We start from the raw sequence: 21,287 nt of genomic DNA on the forward strand, positions 1-21,287 counted from the left end.
CCGCACCAGATTGAATTCCAACGACTATCGCATTCTGAGGTGGTGGATGCCCAAGGAAATCATTGGTGGGAAGCCGAGCGGTGCGCAACATTTGACTTTGAGCGGGAATCGGAGCTTGCCTTGAACCTGACCTGGCCCTGCCACGAAACTACACCGATTCAAGAGCTCTTGAATCTGCCGGCGCCGAGGTCACCGCCGAGAACGGCGGCGGCGCTGACTTGAGGCTGCGGAAGGATCGGGTATGATTGCCACGATGTTTCGATGGGGCGCGATCCTTGGCGTCATCGGCTTTATCGGCGGGTTCGTGGGGCCGATTGTCTTCACGCCCGAAGCAAACCAGGGCCCGCTGCTCGGCATCTTCATCACAGGTCCGCTGGGCTTCGTGCTCGGCCTGATTGTCGGGCTGGTGCTTTCACTTCAGCCGAGGCGTTACTGAAATCGTCAAGCACTTCAGTGCGATCGAATCCGCATGCAGCGTGCCTCGTCCTGGCGTTGATAATCAGGCACGCAGGTGAGAACACCGGCCGGCGGTCGCGGCCCGACTCGCAAATAGCGATTCAATTAATTAGCGCGTGCTTAATCAGATCCGGAGGATTTTAACGAATCGTTGACCGCGCTGTCCCAGAATAGGACGGCGCGGTCAAACCCAACCGGACTGCGCAGGCGGCTCCGGCACTGAGCGCCCGCCGGACTGTCGGAGCCGCCACCTTACACTACAATATACCAGCAATGGTTGAATCAACCGTTACCGCACGTTCATTCGAGTGCGCGCCGCACCGAGGGGGCCGCCCTGCTTTCGGCGGCGCTTTGCTCTGGGACCGTTGCTTCGCGGGACAGGACTTAAGTCGCAGCTGAAAATGTTGTCGGAACCTTCCGCCCATTCCGCTGTTCTTGCAGCAGGTTTTTCGGGACGGAGGCGTCGCTTGCAAAACGTTACGGCAGAGCAGTCGCGAGCAGCACGAGCGCTCTTGAACTGGTCGCGCGCTCGACTTGGCGCGAAGTCCGATGTCAGCGAAGACACCATCCGCGAGTTTGAGAATGGCAACAGAATTCCCCGCAACGGCAACCTTACTCGCATTCGCCGAGCATTGGAGGCCGCCGGTGTTGTCTTCACCTCTGGATCGCCGTCGCTAAACTACCCCTCTGGTGATGCGGTTTAGCATAGGCTGCTCAAGGAAATGGAGACGCCGTTGGCAGGTGCTCCTCGACCACAACAATTGAATTGAAAATTCGGTCAAGGAACGCGGCCTAGCGATTTGCGCGATCCTTCGCCATGACGTTGAAAAGTACAAAGCATGCCATCAGCGATACGAAAGCGCCTATGAGGTCGTCGCCGGCCAGCCCCGAATTGTAGACCAAAGCAAACGCCAATACGGACATTTTCCCTACCCGGGTTTCAAAGCCTCGATTGAGATTCAACTTTCACGCAGCGCTAATGTTCCACTGCAGCGGCCCTATCGCTGGAATGAAGACGACTGTGCCGAGCACAATGCGTTTGGCCGTTGCATGAAAAGTCATGTCCAAGCCCTAAGGTTGCAGCCGGCGTTCTATGTCCGCAACCAGAAGCTGCATTACTTCAAATCAAAATCATCGGCAGACTGACAAAACCGAATGAACGCGCGCCAGATGGCCGCGCGCAGGTGAAATTGAGAATCCCAGCTTCCGTTGCTTTTCTGCGGATGGGCCTGCGGCATTCCAACTCAATATATTTGAATGCCAAGGCGCTCACGCCTTCGCCACCTCACCACAGCTCGATAGCTGGCGTCATCTTCAGGCACTTGAAGGGTAAAACGGTCGGGAATTGTGATGCTGGGGTCAACCCGCAATTCCGCACCGTGAGCGTGTTGATTCCGAACGCAGCAATCGATCTTCGCATCGTCCGTGATGATGGTCGCATCCTTCAGGACAATCCCACGTGTGTGAGAGCGTCGCTCCATCGGCGGATCGGTTGGGGTCATCGCGTTTTCTTCCCGTAAATCAGCGGTGAACGGTCGATGAACTTCAACGCATGACTCGCAAAACCATGATTCAATCAGCTATCACTAAAATGGTTGCCAAAACGCAAAGCCGACGCCCTTCTCGGTTTGTCTGCTCGAGAAGACCTCCGGTGGCCGTCAGTTGGTCTGCTTTGGTGACGCTGTGGTCCAGCGCCCGATGCCTGTAGGGCGCCGGATCGCCGCCAAGGGTCAGGCGGGGATCGGGTTCAGCTTCAAGTGCTGAATCAGAATAATGGTCTTGGCGTCGATGATGCGGCCGTCGGCAATGCCGGCCAGCGCCTCGTCGAGCGGCATTTCCAGAACCTCGATGTCCTCGCCTTCGTCCGCCGCACCGCCGCCTGCCGAGATGCGGTCAGCGGGCGAATAACGGGCGATAAAGAACCAGAGCCGTTCGGTGACGCTGCCCGGGCTCATATAGGGCGAAAACAGCCGCTCCACATTCTGCAGCCGGTAGCCGAGTTCCTCCTCCGCTTCCTTGCGGATACAGGTTTCCGGATCGTTTTCGTCGAGCAGCCCGGCACAGGCCTCGATCAGCGGCTCGCGGTGACCGGTGACGTAGGCGGGATAACGGAACTGGCGCACCAGGAGCACGGTCGAGCGCGAGGGATCGTAAGGCAGGATCACCGCGCCGTCGCCGCGATCATAAGTCTGGCGCACCTGCGTCTCCCACTCCCCGTCACGCCGGCGGTAGTCGAAGACGGTCTTCTTCAGAACGGCCCAGTCGTCGGAGAGAATTTCCTCCGAACGGATGCGAACGCGATCTTCCATCATGATCTCCATGCTTTTTTCGGGTCGAGGCCTAGCCGCGAACAAGCGTTTCGGCAATGCCCTCAGTGATTGGTCCAGAACCCGTTTCACCGCCTCGTGTCTGGCGTAGACGCGAACGGTTGCCTAAATAGCTGCTACCCCTCCCCGGAGCGCTTTTCATGACAATATCGCTTTTCCAGCCGATCACCCTCGACGGCCTTACCTTTCCCAATCGTATCGCTGTCGCGCCGATGTGCCAGTATTCGGCCGAAGACGGCTCGGCCGGCGACTGGCATCTCTACCATTGGATGAACCTTGCCATGTCCGGTGCCAGCATGGTCACCGTCGAGATGACCGATGTCGAGCGGCGCGGACGCATCACGCATGGCTGCCTCGGCCTCTATTCCGAAGACAATGAGGCAGCTGCCCGCCGGGCGCTCGACGCGGCAAGACGCGTCGCCGCTCCCGGCACGAAGTTCGGCTCCCAGCTTGCCCATGCCGGCCGCAAAGCCTCGAATCGCAAACCGTGGGAGGGCGGCGGACCGCTGCAACCTGATGAAGACCCCTGGCAGACAGTCTCGGCCTCGGCCATCGCTTACGACACCGGCTGGAACGTGCCACGGGCGCTGGAGGACGAAGAGATCCTGCAGCTCATCGAACGCTTCGCAGACGCGGCAAGGCGCGCCGAACGCGCGGGCTTCGACTTCCTCGAACTGCATGCCGCGCATGGCTATCTGATCTTCCAGTTCCTGTCGCCATTGTCCAACCAACGCACCGATCGCTGGGGTGGCTCGCTTGAGAACCGCATGCGTCTTGTCGTCGAAATCGCCAAGGCGGTGCGGAACGCGACGCCAAAACTGATGCTGGGCGCGCGGCTTTCGGTGAAGGATTGGGTCGATGGCGGCTTCGACGTGGAGGATGCGATCGAAGTGGCGAAAGCACTCAAGGACGCTGGCGTCGCCTATCTCTGCTGCTCGAGTGGCGGCAATTCTCCGTTGCAGAAATTGCCCACCGGTCCCGGCTACCAGGTGCATCTGGCAGAGGCTGTGCGCAAGGCCGCCGGCATTCCCACCCGTGCAGTTGGCCTGATCGACGATCCGAAGCAGGCCGAAGCGATCGTTGCCGAAGGCCGCGCCGACATGGTGGCGCTGGCGCGCGCCTTCCTGGCCGATCCGCGCTGGGGGTGGCGTGCGGCGGCAACGTTCAGCGAGACAATCCACCCGGCGCCCCAGCTTGCGCGCTCAGTGACCACGATGCAGCACTGGATGAAGGCGGCGGGCTGACCGGCCCGTTTTGCCGACGCCAACCTGCACTCTACCCTGGACTGTTCGCCCCGCTTCAATTCTCGCCGCAAACTGTTACGGTCGGTGAGGCTGCGGCGGGCGCGGTCGGGCTTGGGAGGAAATCATGTCGTTGAGGGCATTCTTGCCGGTTGCAGCGCTGACCGTTGTGGCCGGACTTTGGATCGGCACATCGGCGCCGGCCGGCGGACAATATTGCGAGGGCACTGTGCACGGCCTTTCCGGTCGCTACAATCTGGCGACCGGCAGCGGCTTTCTCGCCGTGCGGACGCGGCCGAACTCGTCGTCGCGGATGGTCGGGCAGCTGTTCAATGGCGATCATACCGAGATCTTCGACCGACGCGGCAACTGGTATCAGGTCGAAATCGGCGGCCGGACCGGCTGGGCAAACGCACGCTGGCTGCGCAACGACTGTGGCTACTGAGACGCCGGTGCATGTCACCCAAAAGTGGATCCGGTTTTGGGATAGCGACATGCATCAAACGAAGACCTAAGGCGCGTCGCAAATGCGACGCGTTTTTTGGGCGCAGTCTGAAGGCCATTGTTGCAACCAAATTGACTGCTTTGCGTTGCGGCCATCATGGACGACAAACCTTTTGAAGTGCCGGTCGTCGTCGAACTTGGCCACGTCGGCAAATATCGCCATATCCGCAGCGCCAAGGAGGCGGCGGAATGCTTGATGACCGTGTGGCCGCTCAATCGCGGGCCGCGCCATCGTGATGCCCTCGACACTTGCCTCAAAGTGCTGGAAGGTTATCGTTCGACAGCGGATGCGCGCCGGGCGCTGATCGAAGCTGCCAAGGAATCGGAAGTTCTGGTGCCCGACGACAAACTGCCCGACGACCGGCTGCATTGAGCGGTCGGACCTTTCAACTGGAGGCTTTCATGGCGAAACTGACTTACAAGATCGTCGAGCATGACGGCGGCTGGGCCTACAAGGTTGGAGCGACCTTCTCGGAGACGTTTCCCACCCATCAGGACGCATTGCGCGCCGCCGAAATCGCTTCGGCCGAGCAACGGATCGCCGGAGCCACGGACGGCATCCAGTACGAGGATGCCGATGGCGAATGGCATGAGGAACTGGCCGACGGTCGGGATCGGCCGCAGACAGAGGTTTCCGATTAAGTCTACAGTCAATTTTTGGCTGCATTGAGCGGGACGCCAGCCGCAGACGTCCGGAGAGGAAACGTCCCGCAGCCAGCAGCCGCTACGTGGCCCTATTTGCCGCAGTACTGATCGTTGACGTTCTGCCTGGAATTAGCGTCTGGACCGGGCGTGTGATCGGCACATGGGCCAATCCCGCCGGTGTTGCCCAAAGTGTTCAACCCGGACCTATCTGCATTGATGCTGCCGGTGGTGTTGGTATCGACAGCCGTCCGATCTTGATTGCCGAACAACCACCAGCGATGGTTGGAATAGTTGCTGTCCGACGACTGCGCCATCGCCGATGTGGCGAGACCGATGGTCAGGACGGATGCTGCGAGAAGTTTTGTGTACATCGCTTTTACTCCTATCTTGGTCGCCTTGGAGCGACAGGATAAAAGCCAGCAGTCAGCCGAACGGTTGCTTGAAATTGTCGTGAAGCCGATTTGATGTCGGATCGGAGAACGCACGGGTCGCAAGGCGTTTGATGAAGGCAATGACCCGGTCCGGCTCGACGAATTGAGGCATGTGGCCGAGGCCGTCGATCGTTTCAAAATCAAGTCTTTCGATCCTGCTCCGCAATGGCTCGCCATGGGTACGGACATCGATGACACGGTCGGCTGTTCCGAAAAGAATGCCGGCCGGCATGACGATCTCGCCATAACACCGCTCGATGCGACCGAGATCTTGCTCGACCGCGACGACATCGGAGGACGTGGCGTAGAAATGGCCTGGCCTCAGCCCGAGCCAGCCACCTGCGTCGACCATGTAGTCAGCAGGAAACACCTGCGGCGCGAAGATGAATTCCATTGTCGGCCGCGCATATCGCAGACTTGTCGGTATCGCCATGGTGTAAGCCATGATCCAGCGCCGCAGGCGTGAGGGGATATAGAGCAAGCCGGACCTTTCGCGCATGCCGGCTTCCGGATGAGTCAATGGCGCCAAAAGCGCGATGCCGGAAATCGCCTCGGGGTGCTCCACGGCCAAGGTCAGCGCGACGGCGCCGCCCAGCGAGTGGCCGACCACCAGCGGCCTTTCCAACCCCAGGGCTTCAATGAAGCGTCGCACGATCTCGGCCTGTTCGGGCAGCCGACCCGTGGCGCCGCTCGCGCGCCCCGAATAGCCCGACCCCGGCCGATCGAGCGCGATCAACCGGTAGCCCGGGCCGAACCGCCCGAACAGAGTGTACCGGAAATGATGGAGTTGAGCGCCAAGCCCGTGCACAAAGACGATCGGCCGCCCCTCACCCTGGTCGACATAATGGATGCGGTTGCCGTCGATCTCGATGAATTTTCCGACCGGCGGCACCAGCCTTTCGGCTTTGGCCGCGATCCACAGCGTCGCGACCACCAAACTGGCGACCCCCAGGATCGCTATCAGGAGCAGCGTGCCCAAAAGCCATGACAGAACCGGCAAGATCATCGTTCACCCGCACCTGAGCCCGCATGAGCTTACCTGCCTCCGATCCAGGTGCAACCTTCCCCTCGAACCGCGAGCGCGAAGGCCGCACACTTCGACGGTCGACTTCTGTGGCGCGGCACCCTGTCGGGCATGCAATGGATATATCTCGGTTTATGGGTGCAGATTGTTCACTGTCCGGGGCGGCATTGCGGCCGCCGCCGAGCCGCGCTATCTCAGGCTACCCGTCATGCCGGAGCCTTCCATGCCTGAAATCGTAACCGCCGCCATGCTCGTCATCGGCGATGAGATTCTGTCTGGCCGAACCAAGGACAAGAACATCGGCCATCTCGCCGATATCATGACGGCGATCGGTATCGACCTGAAGGAGGTGCGCATCGTCCCGGACGAGGAAGACGAAATCATTGCTGCGGTGAATGCCGTGCGCGCCCGTTACACTTACGTGTTCACCACCGGTGGCATCGGCCCGACGCATGACGACATCACGGCCGATTCCGTCTCCAAGGCTTTTGGCGTGCCTTGCGAATACGATGCCAAGGCCTATGCACTGCTGGCGGCAAGCTACGCCGCGCGCGGCATCGAATATACGGAGGCCCGCAAACGCATGGCACGCATGCCACGCGGTGCCGATCTCATCGACAACCCGGTGTCCGTTGCACCCGGCTTCCGTATCGGCAACGTCCATGTCATGGCCGGTGTGCCGTCGATCTTCCAGGCCATGCTCGACAATGTCGTGCCGACGCTAAAGGCGGGTACGAAAATGCTGTCGGCAACCGTGCCCTGCCCATTCGGCGAAGGCCTCATCGGCGGGCCGCTTGGCGATATCCAGAAAGCGCATCCGGACACGATCATCGGCTCCTACCCGAAATATGGCGACGGCAAGTTCTGGACCGAACTGGTCGTGCGTGCCCGCAGCCAGTCGGCCCTGGATGCCGCGCGTGCCGACGTCGAGGCAATGGTCACCGGGTTCAGCAATTCCGGTTGATCTGTCCAGACCGGAACCAAGCACGTCGCTGCAACGTTTCCTCGGCACGAGTTCGGTAGCTCGCAGATTGAGGGATTATCATGCGCTTCAAAACCATCGTCGCCATACTGCAGAACGAGCAGGACGCGGAGCGCGTGCTCGACTGCGCCATTCCGCTCGCCACCCGGTTCCAGAGCCATCTGATCGGTATCCACGCCGAAACGCTTCCCGTGCCTTACACTTCGGCCACGGGCTTTCCGGACACGGAATTCCTGCAGGTTTCGGCCGACATGAACCGGGAGCGCGCTAAAAAACTGGAAGCGACTTTCCTCAAGCGTATCGAGGATTCCGGCCTATCCTTCGAGTGGCGAAGCCTTGAGAGCTTTTCGGGCGACAGCGCGCTGACCGGCATTTCGAGCGTGCGCGCCGCCGATCTGATCATTGCGGCGCAGCGCGAAACGGGCGGTGACCCGAGCGCGGATGTCGACACGCTGGTCTATGATGCCGGCCGCCCGGTGCTGGTGGTGCCGCATGGGGGGCCGCTGATCACCACCTTCAAACACGTACTGCTCGCCTGGAACGGCAGCAAGGAGGCGGCGCGCGCCGCCTTCGACGCGCTGCCCTTCATCATCGAAGCCGAGAAGACCGACATATTGGTCATCGACCCGCCTGAAACGCTCGACGACAGTCCGGAGGCCGCCGGCGCCGAAATCGCGTCGGCGCTGTCGCGCCACGGCGCCACCGTCAGTGTCTCGCTGCAACAGTCGGGCGGCAATTCGATCGACGACATCATCCAGACCAGGATCGCGGAGACCGGCGCCGATCTGCTGGTGCTCGGCGCCTACAGCCACTCCTGGCTGCGACAACTTCTGTTCGGCGGCGTGACCCGCAGTGTGCTGCGCACCGCGCCAGTGGCAGCCTTCCTGTCGCGTTGACGCATGTCGCGCAAAAATGGTCGCGGATTTTGAGACGATGACATGCAGACTTGAAGCGGATCGCATGAATCTGTTTTGATGCGACGCGTTTGAAGTCCACAGCGATCGCTCAGGCCTGCCCTGGCCAAGACCCCTGCTCTTGCCAAGACCGCCGCTCTTGCCAAGACGGGGGCTTTCCAGCTAATTCCGCGCGCATTCCCCTGTTTCTTGCGCGCGATCCCCGCGTGCTGCGGAGTGCGCGACATGTCCCTTCCCGAAAAAGCCTTTCCGGTCTCCTGGGACCAGTTCCATCGTGACGCCCGCGCGCTCGCCTGGCGGCTTGCCAGCGCCAACAAGGGCCAATGGAAAGCGATCGTCTGCATCACCCGAGGCGGGCTGGTTCCCGCTGCGATCATCTCACGCGAACTCGGCATCCGGGTCATCGAGACGGTCTGCGTCGCCTCCTACCATGACTATACCAGTCAGGGGCAGATGCAGGTCCTCAAAGAGATTACACCGACCTTGCTCACCGAAGATGGTGCCGGCGTGCTGATCATCGACGACCTGACCGACACCGGGAAGACGGCGGGCATCGTGCGCGCGATGATGCCGAAGGCGCATTTCGCCACCGTCTATGCCAAGCCGAAAGGCCGGCCGCTGGTCGACACATTCATCACCGAAGTCAGCCAGGACACCTGGATCTATTTTCCATGGGACATGGGCTTCACCTACCAGAAGCCGATCGCCGAGGACCACGCCGGCTGATTCGCAACAACCTGCCTATTACAGATCAGCAGCTTGCACCGGGCGCTATTTGCTTTCGCAAACGGGCCCGGCAGGCCAGATATTTTGTGAAATCGACATCTATCGACGGAACTCAGCCGGGCGAACGAAATTTTTTACTTTTATTGCCGACAATTAGCCGTAAGATTCGTGAGACGGCAAACGATTCCGGAGGCTGGGGCTAGCTTCTTCGATGTTGACGAGGCCAACGACGCATAATCATCTGGCCGAAAGGGTCCGACGGCTCTTCGGCACGGCCCCGTGCCGGCTGCAGGTTGCCGCCCTACCCTGGCGCGATACCGGAAACGGTGTCGAGATCATGCTGATCACCAGCCGCGACACCGGCCGCTGGGTATTGCCCAAGGGTTGGCCCGAGGCCAGGGAGCCGCTCTGCGAGGCGGCTGCGCGCGAGGCCGGCGAGGAAGCTGGACTGCGCGGGACTGTCTCCCATCTCGAAGCCGGCCGTTACTTCTACGCCAAGGTACTGGCTTCCGGCGAAGAAGTGCCGTGCGAGGTCCTGGTGTTCCCGCTGCACGTCGACAAGGTCGCCGACCGCTGGAAGGAAAAAAACTTCCGCACGCGCAAATGGGTCAGTTCCAGCGAAGCCGTGCGCATGATCAACGAGCCCGACCTTTGCCAGATCATCGCCTATTTCTGTGCCGACCCGCACAGCTTCCCCTGAAGGGACATTGAACGGCCGCGGCGCCGCGCCTCAACGTGAATGCTTTGCTAAGGAATCAAAGATACGATTCGGTAGCTCTGGTATTTTTCATCGATGGCGAACCCTGCGAGTCCAAATCCGAACCAGTCCGGCCAGCCCCAGCGCGAGCATCGTCCGCGCGTGCTCAAGGGCGGGTCGATCATCACCGGAATTTCGAATTCGGAAGTCGGTTGCACGCTGCGCAATCAGCACGAAAGCGGCGCCGAACTGAAGATACCGCTCGAAGCCCGCGTTCCCGATCGCTTCCTTCTCTATGTGCCGCTCGACGGCATTGCCTATCGATGCGAGGTTCGCTGGCGGCACAACGACCGCCTCGGAGTGCAGTTCACCGGCACCGAGCCAAAACCCCGGCTTCACTACGGCTGATCCTGCCTGGACCTGGTGTGGCAAGCTTGGGCCTCAGCTTAGATCCACTGGCGAGCCTTGCCGCATCCACGTTTCCCATTGGGCGGCAAATTGCGATCCCCGCGCCGGCTTTCTATCCCCGTTATCCACATGTGTGACACACAAGATGTTGGGGTCACAAAAGCTACGCAAACGAATCCTTGACGGCGCAAAACGAGTCGCCTTTTATAGGCCATGCGCTTCTGTTGAGAGTGCGACCGGAAAGTTCTGAGCCCGGTCTTTTTCCCGGATTATGTGCGTTTTTGCTCGCATTTCCGCCCGTTTACGAGGCCGGCGGAAGCGTTGGAATTGTGGGGCGGTTGGGGACAATTGGGACAATTGTCGGGCTTGAATAAATTGTCTGTTAACACTATATTTAGTGTTTGCAGGTAGGTTCGACGCTAGATAGTGTGAATTTTCCCTCAAGTGAGGGAATCGAAAAAAATCAGTTTTGAGGGACCCGTAGGGTTCGCCAGCGCGTTGGACAGTAACTTCGCAAGGAGTTTTGACCAGCAGGGTCGGCGGAGACCGCGAAATGGAGAGCCGGCCGTTTTCGAACGCCGGCAGACGGCGGACATGCGCGTTTCGCATTGGGGGCAGAAATCCCCTGACGAAAGCGCTATATGTAGACAAAAGGGACCGGACCAATGCGCATCGAGCGTCGTTTCACCAAGCCAGGACAATCTGCCTATGCGGAGATCGAATTCCGCAAGGCGCTTTCGGAGATCAAGAATCCGGATGGTTCGGTGGTGTTCCGCTTGGACAACATCGATGTGCCGGCGCAATTCTCCCAGGTTGCCGCCGACATCCTGGCGCAGAAGTATTTCCGCAAGGCAGGTGTCCCCGCGCGCCTGAAGAAGGTCGAGGAGAACGACGTCCCCTCCTTCCTGTGGCGCTCCGTCGCCGACGAGGCCGAACTTGCCAAGCTGCCGGAAGCCGAGCGCTACGGCTCCGAGATCGACGCCCGCCAGGTGTTCGACCGGCTGGCCGGTACATGGACCTATTGGGGCTGGAAGGGCGGCTACTTCAAGGCGTCGGAGGAAGACGCGCGCGCCTTCCGTGACGAGCTTGCCTATATGCTGGCGACGCAGCGCGTGGCGCCGAATTCACCGCAATGGTTCAACACCGGCCTGCACTGGGCTTATGGCATCGACGGCCCGAGCCAGGGCCACTTCTATGTCGACCCGTTCACCGGCAAGCTGACCAAGTCGAAATCCTCCTACGAGCATCCGCAGCCGCACGCCTGCTTCATCCAGGGCGTGCAGGACGACCTCGTCAACGAGGGCGGCATCATGGACCTCTGGGTGCGTGAAGCGCGTCTGTTCAAATATGGCTCCGGCACCGGCTCCAACTTCTCGCTGCTGCGTGGCGAAGGCGAAAAGCTGTCGGGCGGCGGCCGCTCGTCCGGCCTGATGAGCTTCCTCAAGATCGGCGACCGCGCGGCAGGCGCCATCAAGTCGGGCGGCACGACGCGCCGCGCCGCCAAAATGGTCATCGTCGACGCCGACCACCCCGATATCGAGGAATTCATCGACTGGAAGGTCAATGAAGAGCAGAAGGTCGCCTCGCTGGTGACCGGCTCCAAGATCGTCAAGAAGCATCTCGAAGCGATCATGAAGGCCTGCGTCAACTGCGAAGGCAATGGCAACGACTGCTTCGATCCGTCGATCAACTCCGCGCTGAAGCGCGAGATCAAGGCGGCCAAGAAGTCCGCCGTGCCGGAGAACTACATCTACCGCGTCATCCAGTTCGCCAAGCAGGGCTATTCGTCGATGTCGTTCAAGACTTACGACACCGACTGGGATTCGGATGCCTACCTCACGGTTTCGGGCCAGAACTCCAACAATTCGGTGTCGCTGAAGGACAATTTCCTGCGCGCTGTCGAGGACGATGGCGACTGGCACCTGACCGCCCGCAAGGACGGCAAGGTGCTGAAGACGCTGAAGGCCAGGGATCTCTGGGAAAAGATCGGCTATGCCGCCTGGGCATCGGCCGATCCGGGCCTGCATTTCAACACGACGATGAACGACTGGCACACCTGCGCTTCCGCCGGAGCGATCCGGGCCTCCAACCCGTGCTCGGAATACATGTTCCTCGACGACACGGCCTGCAACCTGGCCTCGATCAACCTGCTGCCTTACCGCAATGCCGACGGCACCATCGACATCGCCGCCTACGAGCACACCGTACGGCTGTGGACCATCGTGCTGGAAATCTCCGTGATGATGGCGCAGTTCCCGTCGAAGGAGATCGCCAAGCAGTCTTATGAATACCGCACGCTCGGCCTCGGCTATGCCAATATCGGCGGCCTGCTGATGACCTCGGGCATTCCCTACGATTCCGACGAGGGCCGCGCCATCTGCGCCGCACTCACCGCGATCATGACGGGTGTCGCCTATGCCACATCGGCCGAGATGGCTTCCGAGCTTGGCGCCTTCGCCGACTACGACCGCAACGCGCAGAACATGTTGCGCGTCATGCGCAACCATCGCCGTGCCGCCTATGGCGAAAAGCAGGGCTATGAGAAGCTCGCCGTCAATCCGGTGCCGCTGGTCGCTTCCGACCTGAAGCAGCAGGACCTCGCCGCCCACGCCAAGGCCGCCTGGGACCGCGCCATCGAGCTTGGCGAGGAGCATGGCTACCGCAATGCGCAGGCGACCGTGATCGCGCCGACCGGCACGATCGGCCTGGTCATGGATTGCGACACCACCGGCATCGAGCCCGACTTCGCCCTGGTGAAGTTCAAGAAGCTCGCCGGCGGCGGCTATTTCAAGATCATCAACCGCGCCGTGCCGGAGGCGCTGCGCACGCTCGGCTACTCCGAAGCCCAGATCGGCGAGATGGAGGCTTATGCGGTCGGCCACGGCAATCTCAACCAGGCACCCGCCATCAACCCCGGCGCGCTCAAGGCAAAGGGTTTCACCGACGAGAAGATCGCGGCGCTCAACGCAGCCTTGAAGTCCGCCTTCGACATCAAGTTCGTCTTCAACCAGTGGACGCTCGGCGCCGACTGGGTGAAGGAGACGTTCGGCTTCACCGACGAGCAGCTCAACGACTTTTCGTTCGAGATGTTGCCGGCGCTCGGCTTCTCCAGGAAGGACATCGAGGCCGCCAACATCCATGTCTGCGGTGCGATGACGCTGGAAGGCGCGCCCTTCCTCAAGCCCGAACACCTGGCTGTGTTCGACTGCGCCAGCCCGTGCGGCAAGATCGGCAAGCGCTCGCTTTCGATCAACAGCCACATCCAGATGATGGCGGCGGCGCAGCCCTTCATCTCCGGCGCCATCTCCAAGACCATCAACATGCCCAACGATGCGACGGTGGAAGACGCCAAGGGCGCCTACATGCTGTCGTGGAAGCTGGCGCTGAAGGCCAATGCGCTCTACCGCGACGGCTCGAAGCTGTCGCAGCCGCTCAACTCCTCGCTGCTCGCCGATGGCGAGGACGACGAGGACGAAGCTCTCGAGCAGTTGATCGCCGCACCGGCGGCGGCGCGCACGGCGCAGATCACCGAACGGATTGTCGAGCGCATCATCGAACGCGTGTCGCGCGAGCAGGAAAAGCTGCCTGGCCGCCGCAAGGGCTACACGCAGAAAGCCAAGATCGGCGGCAACACCATCTTCCTGCGCACCGGCGAATATGACGATGGCCGCCTCGGCGAGATCTTCATCGACATGAACAAGGAAGGCGCGACGCTGCGTGGCCTTCTCAACAACTTCGCCATCGCCATCTCGCTCGGCCTGCAATATGGCGTGCCGCTCGATGAATATGTGCACGCCTTCACCTTCACCAAGTTCGAGCCGGCCGGCATGGTGCAGGGCAACGATGCGATCAAGAGCGCGACGTCGATCCTCGACTACGTGTTCCGCGAACTGGCGATCTCCTATCTCGGCCGCAACGACCTCGCCCATGTCGACCAGTCGGACTTTTCCAACACCGCACTTGGCCGCGGCATCAGCGAAGGCAAGACGGATGCGGTCTCCAAGGGCCTGACCCGCGGCGCCTCGCCGGTGAAGCTGGTGTCGCGCGTCAGCGGCAATGATCCGAAAGGCTTTGCGGCTCCCTCGGGCGCCCCTGCCCGCTCAGTGCCGACAGCTTTCTCCGGCTCCAACGTGCTGGCGCTGAAACCGACAAGCGACGAAGCGGTCGCCTACAAGCGCGACTATGAGGAGCGGGCCAAGGAATTGGCCGAGGACATCGCCTTCGAGGAAGCGGCTGCTTCGGACGCCACGGCGGGATTGTTCACCGACGCCGCGGCCGTTGAGGCGGCCGAAGCCAAGAAACTCGCCAACGACCGCCGCGCCAAGTCCCTGCTCCAGGGCTACACCGGCAATGCCTGCTCCGAGTGCCAGAATTTCACGATGGTGCGCAACGGGACGTGTGAGAAATGCGATACGTGCGGCTCGACGAGCGGGTGCAGCTGAGGAAATTCACGCGCCGCCGCCGCCCACCACCAACAACGCGAATCCGCTCTCGGCACAAGAGACGTGCTGAGAGCGGAGGCTTATAAAAATGCCACCAGAGCCCAAGCAACAGCACTACATCCCGGAGACCTATTCGAAGCATTTCTCGGACGGAGACGGCTGCATCAAAATCTACGACATGTGAGAAAATTGTAGACTTTTCTGTACTTCCCCCAAATCGGCGTTCAAAGAGAAATATCTATACTCACAACCAGTTCACGCTGAGGCGTGTTTTGACAACGCGATCGAGAGACTTTTTTCCGACACGATAGAGAGCGGCTGGGACCGAGCTGTGAACATTATCGCGGAAAAGAAACCGCTCTCACTTGATGAAATTAAACATTTCACTGAATTCCTCTTGTCCATGCGATGCCGTGTACCTAACGCGCTTAGATCGGTCATGAGCCTTTTGCGAGACTCTGTTGCTAGGATATCGGATGCAGTTTCAGCTCCCGTACCAGAGGCCTTGTTGGAAATTTATCGGAAGACAACAGGAGACGCATCGAAACCGATTAGAATGCAAGACTTGATGAATGCCGGCATAATTCAAATAAACATCGACCCACACACCGCCCTTCTTTCGATGCCAAATATCATTAAAGGCATGCTGCCTGTAATGAGTCGATACAACGTACCTGTTTTTATACACAACGAGACGGCCGTTGATTTTATTTCTAGCGATAATCCAGTTTGCTACTTTAAATCTGGAACGCCGATAAGTAAGATCGTTCCATACAACGTCGGAAATTTTGATGATTTTGAACTTGTCTTCCCGATAACTCCGCGGATAGCGTTGTATCTGGACACCAGAAAGCAGACGGACGCATTACACAGGGAGGTACGCAGCCGCCAGACGATAGATCGCATCAATGAGGTAGTATCTCTTTTTGCCGATCGCTATATATTTAGCCGACGGGGAGATATCGAAACCTTAGCATCCAACTATTTCGATAAGGGGCCAGTTCCGGACTTCGAACGTTCGATAGTTGGCAACGGCTTGGTGCAGCGAATAAGCTACAAGATCGGACAGCCCTCAGCTCTATCGAATGCATGGGAATACCCATTCCGGCGATGAGATTCTGACAGGAACGTGAGCTGTAACGCTGACTAATCCACCTAATGGGCCGATGACATGCGCTACGCAGTAGTAATTGAAGAAGCAGGCGATAATTTCTCTGCTTATGTGCCGGACTTGCCTGGCTGCATCGCGACCGGCGCGACCGTGTCTGAGGTGGAGACCGAAATTCGCGACGCAATACGCTTCCATATTGAAGGCTTGCGCGCCGATGGGCTGGATGTGCCTAACGGTGTCAGCCTCGCAGAGTACGTGGAGGCATAGCAGGCAGCCGCCAGCAGAGTTGCTCTAGGGGGCGAGATGGTACACAGATCGGCCGCGGAAGCTCTCGCAGAGGACAGAGCCGTTCTAGGTAATGATTACGGAACCGCGTTCCACCATTGTTGCCAAGAGCTTTGGCGAGTCTCGTCGTCATGGGATCGCTATCAAGCTCTATTTTCAACTCAAGAGCGCGTTGACCTCCTAAACCACAGCGGCGGAAACTTTTGGCATTCAATTCAGGGAATTGTGTTCGAAGACGTACTACTGGGTCTGTGTCGCCTTACCGACCCCGCGAAATCTGGACGCAAAATAAATCTGAGTGTTCGTAAACTTCTGGAGCTCGATCTTTCCAAACATAATATCCGACTTCGACAGCGCGTAGTTGCATCTGAGAGGAAAGCGCAATTTGCTCGAACTTGGCGTGACAAGCGTGTTGCTCACAATGATTTCGAACAGATAACAGGCGTTGCAAATAAGTTGGCGCCGGCCACCGGTAGAAAGGTAACAAACGCGATCCTTTCCATCCACGAGGTGTTTCGATGGATCAATGCCAAACATTTTGGCGGCGATATGGGTTTGATAGACATGGGCGACAAGGATGCCATCGAAGTAATGTCGGTTATCGCGGACGGTCTGAAATTTGATAGGCTTCGCCAAGCCGAATATGCGCGCGGGAACTACGGCACTTACGAGCATTCATTCGAGTGGATGGGGCATGGCCCTGATCCTGCGAAGCGATACGAAATTACGCAACATTGGAAGCTTCCGCACAGTCCAAGGCGTTGAAAAATGCCGCTCCGCCCAAGATCCTTGACCGTCTCGGCGCAGCGCGCCATTTCACCGCCTGGCGAGTCACCTGTCTCGCACCCTTCGGGCCCGGAAGGCGAGACGCGCTCAGACTCGATTCACTCAATCCGGACCGGCTGATCCCGGCACCTACCCCGCCGGCAACACCCGCAGCGTCTGCTCGTCAAATAACGGCTCGTCCTGGCCTATACGCACGAACAGCACTTTCTGCCCCTCACCTGGTGGCATCTCGAAATACTGGATGCCATCCGGCACTTCACCCCAGTCGCCGCAGGGCGGCTCCGGAACCTCGTTGGGGTCGGCTACCGCTTTCAGCTCTTTCGCATAGTCGGCGTCGGGGCTGAATGTGTAGCGCTTGACGCCGGCGGGCACTGGGCCCTCCGTGTAGGGCGCGAGCACGCAGCGCGCGCTGACAGCCTTGTCGGTCTTTTCCAGGAACAGGCGCTGCAATGCGGCCTCGGCGGTTTCGCCTGATATGATGTCGAAGACCTCGACAAGAGGGTCGGCCGCGCCGCCATCGCTGTATTTGATGGCGAGTGCGTTGCCGGCAAATTCGAAGTGGATCTGGCGGAAGCCGAAGTCGCAGCGCTGCGTCCAGGCGCCCAGCCCGACACTCTTGTCGGTCAGCCTTTCCCAGACGCACTTGTCGATGGGCGGGCGTGACGGCGCCGGCTCGTCCGCCACGGCGGATATCGTCGCGGACGCAAGCAGGGCGCAGGTCAAGCTGATCGATCTCATGACGCTATTCATCGCTGCATCCTGTCAACGTGAAGGCATCCCACGCCGAGCCATCGGGGTTGGCGTTGGCGAAATCGGCCCATTCGGTAAAAGCCACGCCGAATTCCGGCAAGAGCAGCCCTTTCGGCGCCGGTGTCGCTTCGCGCGAATTCAACTGCTCGGCGCCGCCGCCGGTCAGGGCGTAGACCTGGCCATCCCATATCCTGCACAGCCCGCTGCCGTCCTGCAGGCCCGCTTCGCGATCGTCGTTGGTGCAGGTGTGGCGGATGGTGCCGAGCGGAAACGAATTCTTGCCGTTGGTCCAGGTGATGTCGGCCGGCAGGCTTGTCACGGTATTGGGCACGGTCAGCGAAAACACTTCGGCCGTCAGCGCCGCCGGCTCGTTGTCGAGCGGCCGAAATTGCATGACGGCGCCCGAGCGCGGTTCCCGATAGGTGGCGTGGCTCAGCAGACAGTCCTTGGCGTTAGCCGCCTGCATCGGGCCAAGCAGGCCCAGAAAAACGAAGGCCAGTGTGCGGGTGGTCATCAGATGTCTCTGGGAAAGCGTTGCCTGGGTACTGGCCCGCACAGTCGCATCATCCGCGCAAAAGCATAAGCGAAATCCGGAACGGCTGCGTTTATCCGCTCCTGGACGAAACATATCCCTTGATCCCCAACAGTCTGTATGGTCGAGCGCAACGGCGATGGGGAAAAATCCGGTGATGCAGCGTTTGGTAATGATGATGGCGATATCCGCATTCGCGGGCAGCACGGCACTGGCGGCGGCGCCCTATGTCGGGACATGGTCGAGCGACAGGTTCAACTGCCACGCGGCCGCCGACGTCCAGAGCAAGACCGTCTTCACCGTGGAACAGACCGCGTTGTCGCTTCCCGAATTCGGCTGCGAGCACGCGACATTTCGCAAAAACCCGACGGGCTGGGTGGTGAAGGCAAGCCAATGCTACGGCTCTGACCCGTCGATCGAGGAGCCGTTCACGCGTATCATTCATATCGTGAGATATGGCGCCACGCTGCGGTTCACCTGGCCTGGCTTCGACAGCGGCCCCCTCGTCCGCTGCTGACGGCATCCCGGCGCCTCAGAACAGCCCGACCAGAAAGGCGGCGCCGCCGAGCAAGCCAGCAGAACACACCCATAGCATCCAGAGCCCGCGCACCCGGCATTCGAGCACCGCCGAACCGGGGTTGGCGAGGTCATAGTGCACGTCGACCTTGCTGCCCTCGACATACTGCCGTGCCTGACCGCCGACAAGGCCGGGCAGCGAAGCCATCACCGTGGCGCCAAAGGTCACGCGATCGGCGCTGTAGCGCTGACCGGAGACGCCATAGGAGTAGACGATGCGGGATTTGAAGACGGTCCGCCAGTGTCGATAGCCTTCATGGGTTCGCAGCGCCTGCAGGCCTGAGGTGTCGATGCGGCCGGCGGCGACCGGCCATTTTGCCGCCTGCTCCGCAAGCGACTTCTGGGCGAAGCCCATGCGCAGGGCGAACAGGCCCGTGAACAACAGCAGCGCACCGGCGCCGAGGTTCTGCGGCTTGGGTAGATGCGAGCCGATCGCCTCCAGGATGCCGCCGACGGAAAACACCAGCACCAGCGCGCCGATCACCAGCCCCGCCGAAAGCTGGACCATGAACTTGAAGGCGCCTTCGGGCATGGTGCGCTCGATGACGGCTTTGCCCGGAGCCGCCGGATCATAGAACACCGTCACCTGAGCGCCCTTGGCAAACCGCGCAAGCGTCTCCGTGACCTCGAAATTTCCAAGGTTCTCCTGCACGCTGTAACGCGAACTTTGAAATGTCTTGCCGCCAACCTTGTACTCGAAGGTGATGGCCGGGAAATTGCGCATCTCGGTGGAATCGCTGCTATCCGAGCCGCTGCCAGAGCTGCGGACCTCGCGTGCCTCGACGCGCGACGAGATGATCTTTCCCGGCGCCGGTAGCCAGCGGCTGAGCGCCTGCACCTCGCGCCATTTCAAGAAGGTGATGAGCGACAACATGCCGGCGACCGCGCAGGCAAAGCCGACAAGCAGAATCTTGAGCTCCAACTCGTCTCCCCCCAGGAGTGCAGGAACCTGCACATAGACAGCAACGCGGCAGCAATGTCTTGTCTATTCGCGAAACCTCCCCCTCGGAGTTGGAAACGACTGTCTTCCGTTGATCTGGATCAACGCACATTCACCGCGTGTGCTGTCTTCTCGATATCAATCGAAGGGAGAACCAACGTGTCGACTTACGACCTCATGATCACCGCTGCGGTCTTGACCTATTTCGGATCATTCTCCGCAGTCCTGGCCTATGTCACCTTCGATGAATCGCATCGCCGGCCACGCTGACAAGATGGCCATATGCGGCGACCGCGCATCGCGCGTCAGTTGGCGTCGGCGACGGAAACCCGACCTCCGGCCCAGGCGCGCCATTGCCGCTCGTCGCCGTGGAAAACGTTGAGATCGATGCGGCCGGTGACGCCATGCGACAGGCCGGAGCCGGAGTACTGCCAGAACAGCCATTTGCGGTCGGGGTAGACCTTTGAGGGGTGCCGCGCCACCGCCCGCACCCAAAACGGATAATCGAGAAAAGCGCCGCGCAGATTGTCGCGATAGAAATCGGGCGCGGTGTAGATGATGGGCCGCTGGCCGTAATAGCGCTCCAGCCTGTCCATGAACACCTGCATCTTCTCCAGCACCTTCTCGCGCGAAGGCCGCCGCTTGCAGCTGGACTCGCCGTTCCATTCGACGTCGATCACCGGCGGCAGCGCGCCTTCGACCCTGGGCACGTTGCGGATGAACCAGTCGGCCTGCTCGCCCGCCGTGCGGCACCAGTAAAAGAAGTGATAGGCGCCGCGTTTCAGGCTGGCGGCGTCGGCATTGCGCCAGTTCCTGTNCCTGTTGAACATCGGATCGAGATGGTCGCCGCCGTCGGTCGCCTTGATGTAGGCGAAGTTGGCGCCCTGGGCGCGTAGCTTTTCCCAGTTGACGTTGCCTTGCCAGCGCGAGACATCGACGCCGTGCACGGCGAGGTGGCGGGGCGAAGCCTTGCCGAAATTGATCGGCTTGGCGTCGCGAAAACCATAGCGCGTGACGGGCCCGGCAAGCATCGGCGGTGCTGCGCGGCTCAGCAGCCTCGGCGGTGATACCAGGGCCGCCGGCTCGACCATCGGCTCGACGCTGTCCGACGGGTCAGGTGCTGAAAGTGCCACCGTCTCTTCTTCGGCCAGGCCGAAAGGCCGGGGGCTCTCGTCTACCGGCGCCGTTTCCGCCCGTGGCGCGCGCCTGGTCGCGGACGCAGGCACTGCCGCGATGGGTGCCGGCGGCCGTATCACCGAGCTGGTTGTTTCGCTCGACGGTTTCTGCAAATCCAAGGCATCGACGCCGGCCGTCGACGTGCAGCCGGCAAGGCATAGCGATGCGATCAAGAAACTGATGGCGCCCGGAATCCGCATCTGGACCTGTACTCAAAACACAACAGACCGAGGGCAAAACGACAGCCAACGGACAAACCGGACCAGTTATGAACGAGAAATTGCCAATAAAGTTTGAATCAATTTTTTTCACGTAGGCCAAACAGCGAAATCTG

The 21,287-nt window shown here is 60.3% G+C and carries 23 protein-coding genes and 1 pseudogene; 16 read left to right on the forward strand and 8 right to left on the reverse strand.

The genetic code is table 11. The features are described from left to right. The first annotated feature begins 241 nt into the window (after positions 1 to 241). Together X744_RS156000 and X744_RS1000000172035 are read left to right on the forward strand one after the other, a co-directional pair. Positions 242 to 436 carry a hypothetical protein gene (locus X744_RS156000; RefSeq protein ID WP_050589529.1) on the forward strand — a complete coding sequence of 65 codons (195 nt, stop codon included), beginning with the start codon at positions 242 to 244 and terminating at the stop codon, positions 434 to 436. Positions 437 to 857: 421 nt separating this feature from the next. After that, a complete protein-coding gene (locus X744_RS1000000172035; protein ID WP_084025427.1) occupies positions 858 to 1,160 on the forward strand; it encodes a helix-turn-helix transcriptional regulator in 303 nt (100 codons plus the stop codon). 540 nt (positions 1,161 to 1,700) lie between these two features. Here X744_RS1000000172035 and X744_RS1000000175130 read toward each other — a convergent pair. Both X744_RS1000000175130 and X744_RS155995 read right to left on the reverse strand, forming a co-directional pair. Then, entirely contained in the window at positions 1,701 to 1,958 is a 258-nt protein-coding gene (locus X744_RS1000000175130) for a PilZ domain-containing protein (protein WP_031260248.1), read from the reverse strand. A 228-nt stretch (positions 1,959 to 2,186) separates the two neighbouring features. Continuing rightward, positions 2,187 to 2,765 (reverse strand): NUDIX domain-containing protein, encoded by a 579-nt coding sequence (locus X744_RS155995; RefSeq protein ID WP_023759461.1) that lies wholly within the window; start codon positions 2,763 to 2,765, stop codon positions 2,187 to 2,189. Between the two features lie 158 nt (positions 2,766 to 2,923). Here X744_RS155995 and X744_RS155990 point away from each other — a divergent pair, with 158 nt between their 5' ends. From X744_RS155990 to X744_RS155975, 4 genes are all read left to right on the forward strand, one after another. Next, positions 2,924 to 4,027: an NADH:flavin oxidoreductase/NADH oxidase gene (locus X744_RS155990; RefSeq protein ID WP_023759462.1), complete on the forward strand. Its 1,104-nt coding sequence runs from the start codon at positions 2,924 to 2,926 to the stop codon at positions 4,025 to 4,027. Positions 4,028 to 4,151: 124 nt separating this feature from the next. After that, on the forward strand, positions 4,152 to 4,469 hold the full coding sequence (locus X744_RS155985) for an SH3 domain-containing protein (RefSeq protein ID WP_023759463.1): 318 nt from the start codon (positions 4,152 to 4,154) through the stop codon (positions 4,467 to 4,469). 153 nt (positions 4,470 to 4,622) lie between these two features. After that, positions 4,623 to 4,901 (forward strand): DUF982 domain-containing protein, encoded by a 279-nt coding sequence (locus X744_RS155980; protein WP_032907483.1) that lies wholly within the window; start codon positions 4,623 to 4,625, stop codon positions 4,899 to 4,901. Between the two features lie 29 nt (positions 4,902 to 4,930). Beyond that, positions 4,931 to 5,170, forward strand: coding sequence for a DUF2188 domain-containing protein (locus tag X744_RS155975; protein WP_023759465.1), 240 nt, complete (start codon positions 4,931 to 4,933; stop codon positions 5,168 to 5,170). Positions 5,171 to 5,262: 92 nt separating this feature from the next. Here X744_RS155975 and X744_RS155970 read toward each other — a convergent pair whose 3' ends face one another. Both X744_RS155970 and X744_RS155965 read right to left on the reverse strand, forming a co-directional pair. Beyond that, positions 5,263 to 5,544, reverse strand: a complete 282-nt coding sequence (locus X744_RS155970; RefSeq protein ID WP_023759466.1) for a hypothetical protein — start codon at positions 5,542 to 5,544, stop codon at positions 5,263 to 5,265. Between the two features lie 52 nt (positions 5,545 to 5,596). Then, on the reverse strand, positions 5,597 to 6,610 hold the full coding sequence (locus X744_RS155965) for an alpha/beta fold hydrolase (RefSeq protein WP_023759467.1): 1,014 nt from the start codon (positions 6,608 to 6,610) through the stop codon (positions 5,597 to 5,599). A 241-nt stretch (positions 6,611 to 6,851) separates the two neighbouring features. Here X744_RS155965 and X744_RS155960 point away from each other — a divergent pair, with 241 nt between their 5' ends. The 9 genes and pseudogenes from X744_RS155960 to X744_RS1000000173700 all read left to right on the forward strand — a co-directional run bounded on the left by X744_RS155960 (position 6,852) and on the right by X744_RS1000000173700 (position 16,958). Beyond that, positions 6,852 to 7,592 (forward strand): competence/damage-inducible protein A, encoded by a 741-nt coding sequence (locus X744_RS155960; protein WP_023759468.1) that lies wholly within the window; start codon positions 6,852 to 6,854, stop codon positions 7,590 to 7,592. Positions 7,593 to 7,672: 80 nt separating this feature from the next. Beyond that, entirely contained in the window at positions 7,673 to 8,506 is an 834-nt protein-coding gene (locus tag X744_RS155955; protein ID WP_023759469.1) for a universal stress protein, read from the forward strand. A 243-nt stretch (positions 8,507 to 8,749) separates the two neighbouring features. Beyond that, on the forward strand, positions 8,750 to 9,250 hold the full coding sequence (gpt, locus tag X744_RS155950) for a xanthine phosphoribosyltransferase (RefSeq protein ID WP_023759470.1): 501 nt from the start codon (positions 8,750 to 8,752) through the stop codon (positions 9,248 to 9,250). 211 nt (positions 9,251 to 9,461) lie between these two features. Next, positions 9,462 to 9,950 (forward strand): NUDIX hydrolase, encoded by a 489-nt coding sequence (locus X744_RS155945; RefSeq protein WP_023759471.1) that lies wholly within the window; start codon positions 9,462 to 9,464, stop codon positions 9,948 to 9,950. Positions 9,951 to 10,043: 93 nt separating this feature from the next. Further along, positions 10,044 to 10,355, forward strand: a complete 312-nt coding sequence (locus X744_RS155940) for a PilZ domain-containing protein (RefSeq protein WP_023759472.1) — start codon at positions 10,044 to 10,046, stop codon at positions 10,353 to 10,355. A gap of 665 nt (positions 10,356 to 11,020) precedes the next feature. After that, entirely contained in the window at positions 11,021 to 14,797 is a 3,777-nt protein-coding gene (locus tag X744_RS155935; protein WP_023759473.1) for a vitamin B12-dependent ribonucleotide reductase, read from the forward strand. 214 nt (positions 14,798 to 15,011) lie between these two features. After that, positions 15,012 to 15,911 (forward strand): annotated as a pseudogene (locus X744_RS155930) (DUF4238 domain-containing protein); the annotation flags it as partial. Positions 15,912 to 15,968: 57 nt separating this feature from the next. Then, the gene (locus tag X744_RS155925; RefSeq protein ID WP_023759475.1) at positions 15,969 to 16,175 is read left to right on the forward strand and encodes a type II toxin-antitoxin system HicB family antitoxin; all 207 of its coding nucleotides are present in this window, start codon (positions 15,969 to 15,971) and stop codon (positions 16,173 to 16,175) included. 36 nt (positions 16,176 to 16,211) lie between these two features. Beyond that, a complete protein-coding gene (locus X744_RS1000000173700) occupies positions 16,212 to 16,958 on the forward strand; it encodes a hypothetical protein (protein WP_156938548.1) in 747 nt (248 codons plus the stop codon). Between the two features lie 150 nt (positions 16,959 to 17,108). On the opposite strand, the gene X744_RS155915 is transcribed toward X744_RS1000000173700, so the two are convergent. Continuing rightward, entirely contained in the window at positions 17,109 to 17,729 is a 621-nt protein-coding gene (locus X744_RS155915) for a hypothetical protein (RefSeq protein ID WP_023759477.1), read from the reverse strand. After that, positions 17,722 to 18,243, reverse strand: a complete 522-nt coding sequence (locus X744_RS155910) for a hypothetical protein (RefSeq protein ID WP_023759478.1) — start codon at positions 18,241 to 18,243, stop codon at positions 17,722 to 17,724. The genes X744_RS155915 and X744_RS155910 overlap by 8 nt, the downstream gene beginning before the upstream one ends. A gap of 175 nt (positions 18,244 to 18,418) precedes the next feature. Here X744_RS155910 and X744_RS155905 point away from each other — a divergent pair, with 175 nt between their 5' ends. Continuing rightward, the gene (locus tag X744_RS155905) at positions 18,419 to 18,778 is read left to right on the forward strand and encodes a hypothetical protein (protein WP_023759479.1); all 360 of its coding nucleotides are present in this window, start codon (positions 18,419 to 18,421) and stop codon (positions 18,776 to 18,778) included. Between the two features lie 15 nt (positions 18,779 to 18,793). Here X744_RS155905 and X744_RS155900 read toward each other — a convergent pair whose 3' ends face one another. Together X744_RS155900 and X744_RS155895 are read right to left on the reverse strand one after the other, a co-directional pair. Beyond that, positions 18,794 to 19,759 (reverse strand): DUF3592 domain-containing protein, encoded by a 966-nt coding sequence (locus tag X744_RS155900; RefSeq protein WP_245266617.1) that lies wholly within the window; start codon positions 19,757 to 19,759, stop codon positions 18,794 to 18,796. Between the two features lie 323 nt (positions 19,760 to 20,082). After that, positions 20,083 to 21,153 (reverse strand): GH25 family lysozyme, encoded by a 1,071-nt coding sequence (locus tag X744_RS155895; protein ID WP_023759482.1) that lies wholly within the window; start codon positions 21,151 to 21,153, stop codon positions 20,083 to 20,085. Positions 21,154 to 21,287 lie beyond the last annotated feature (134 nt).

This window comes from Mesorhizobium sp. LNHC252B00, from assembly GCF_000502955.1.
In the GTDB taxonomy this organism is placed as follows: domain Bacteria; phylum Pseudomonadota; class Alphaproteobacteria; order Rhizobiales; family Rhizobiaceae; genus Mesorhizobium.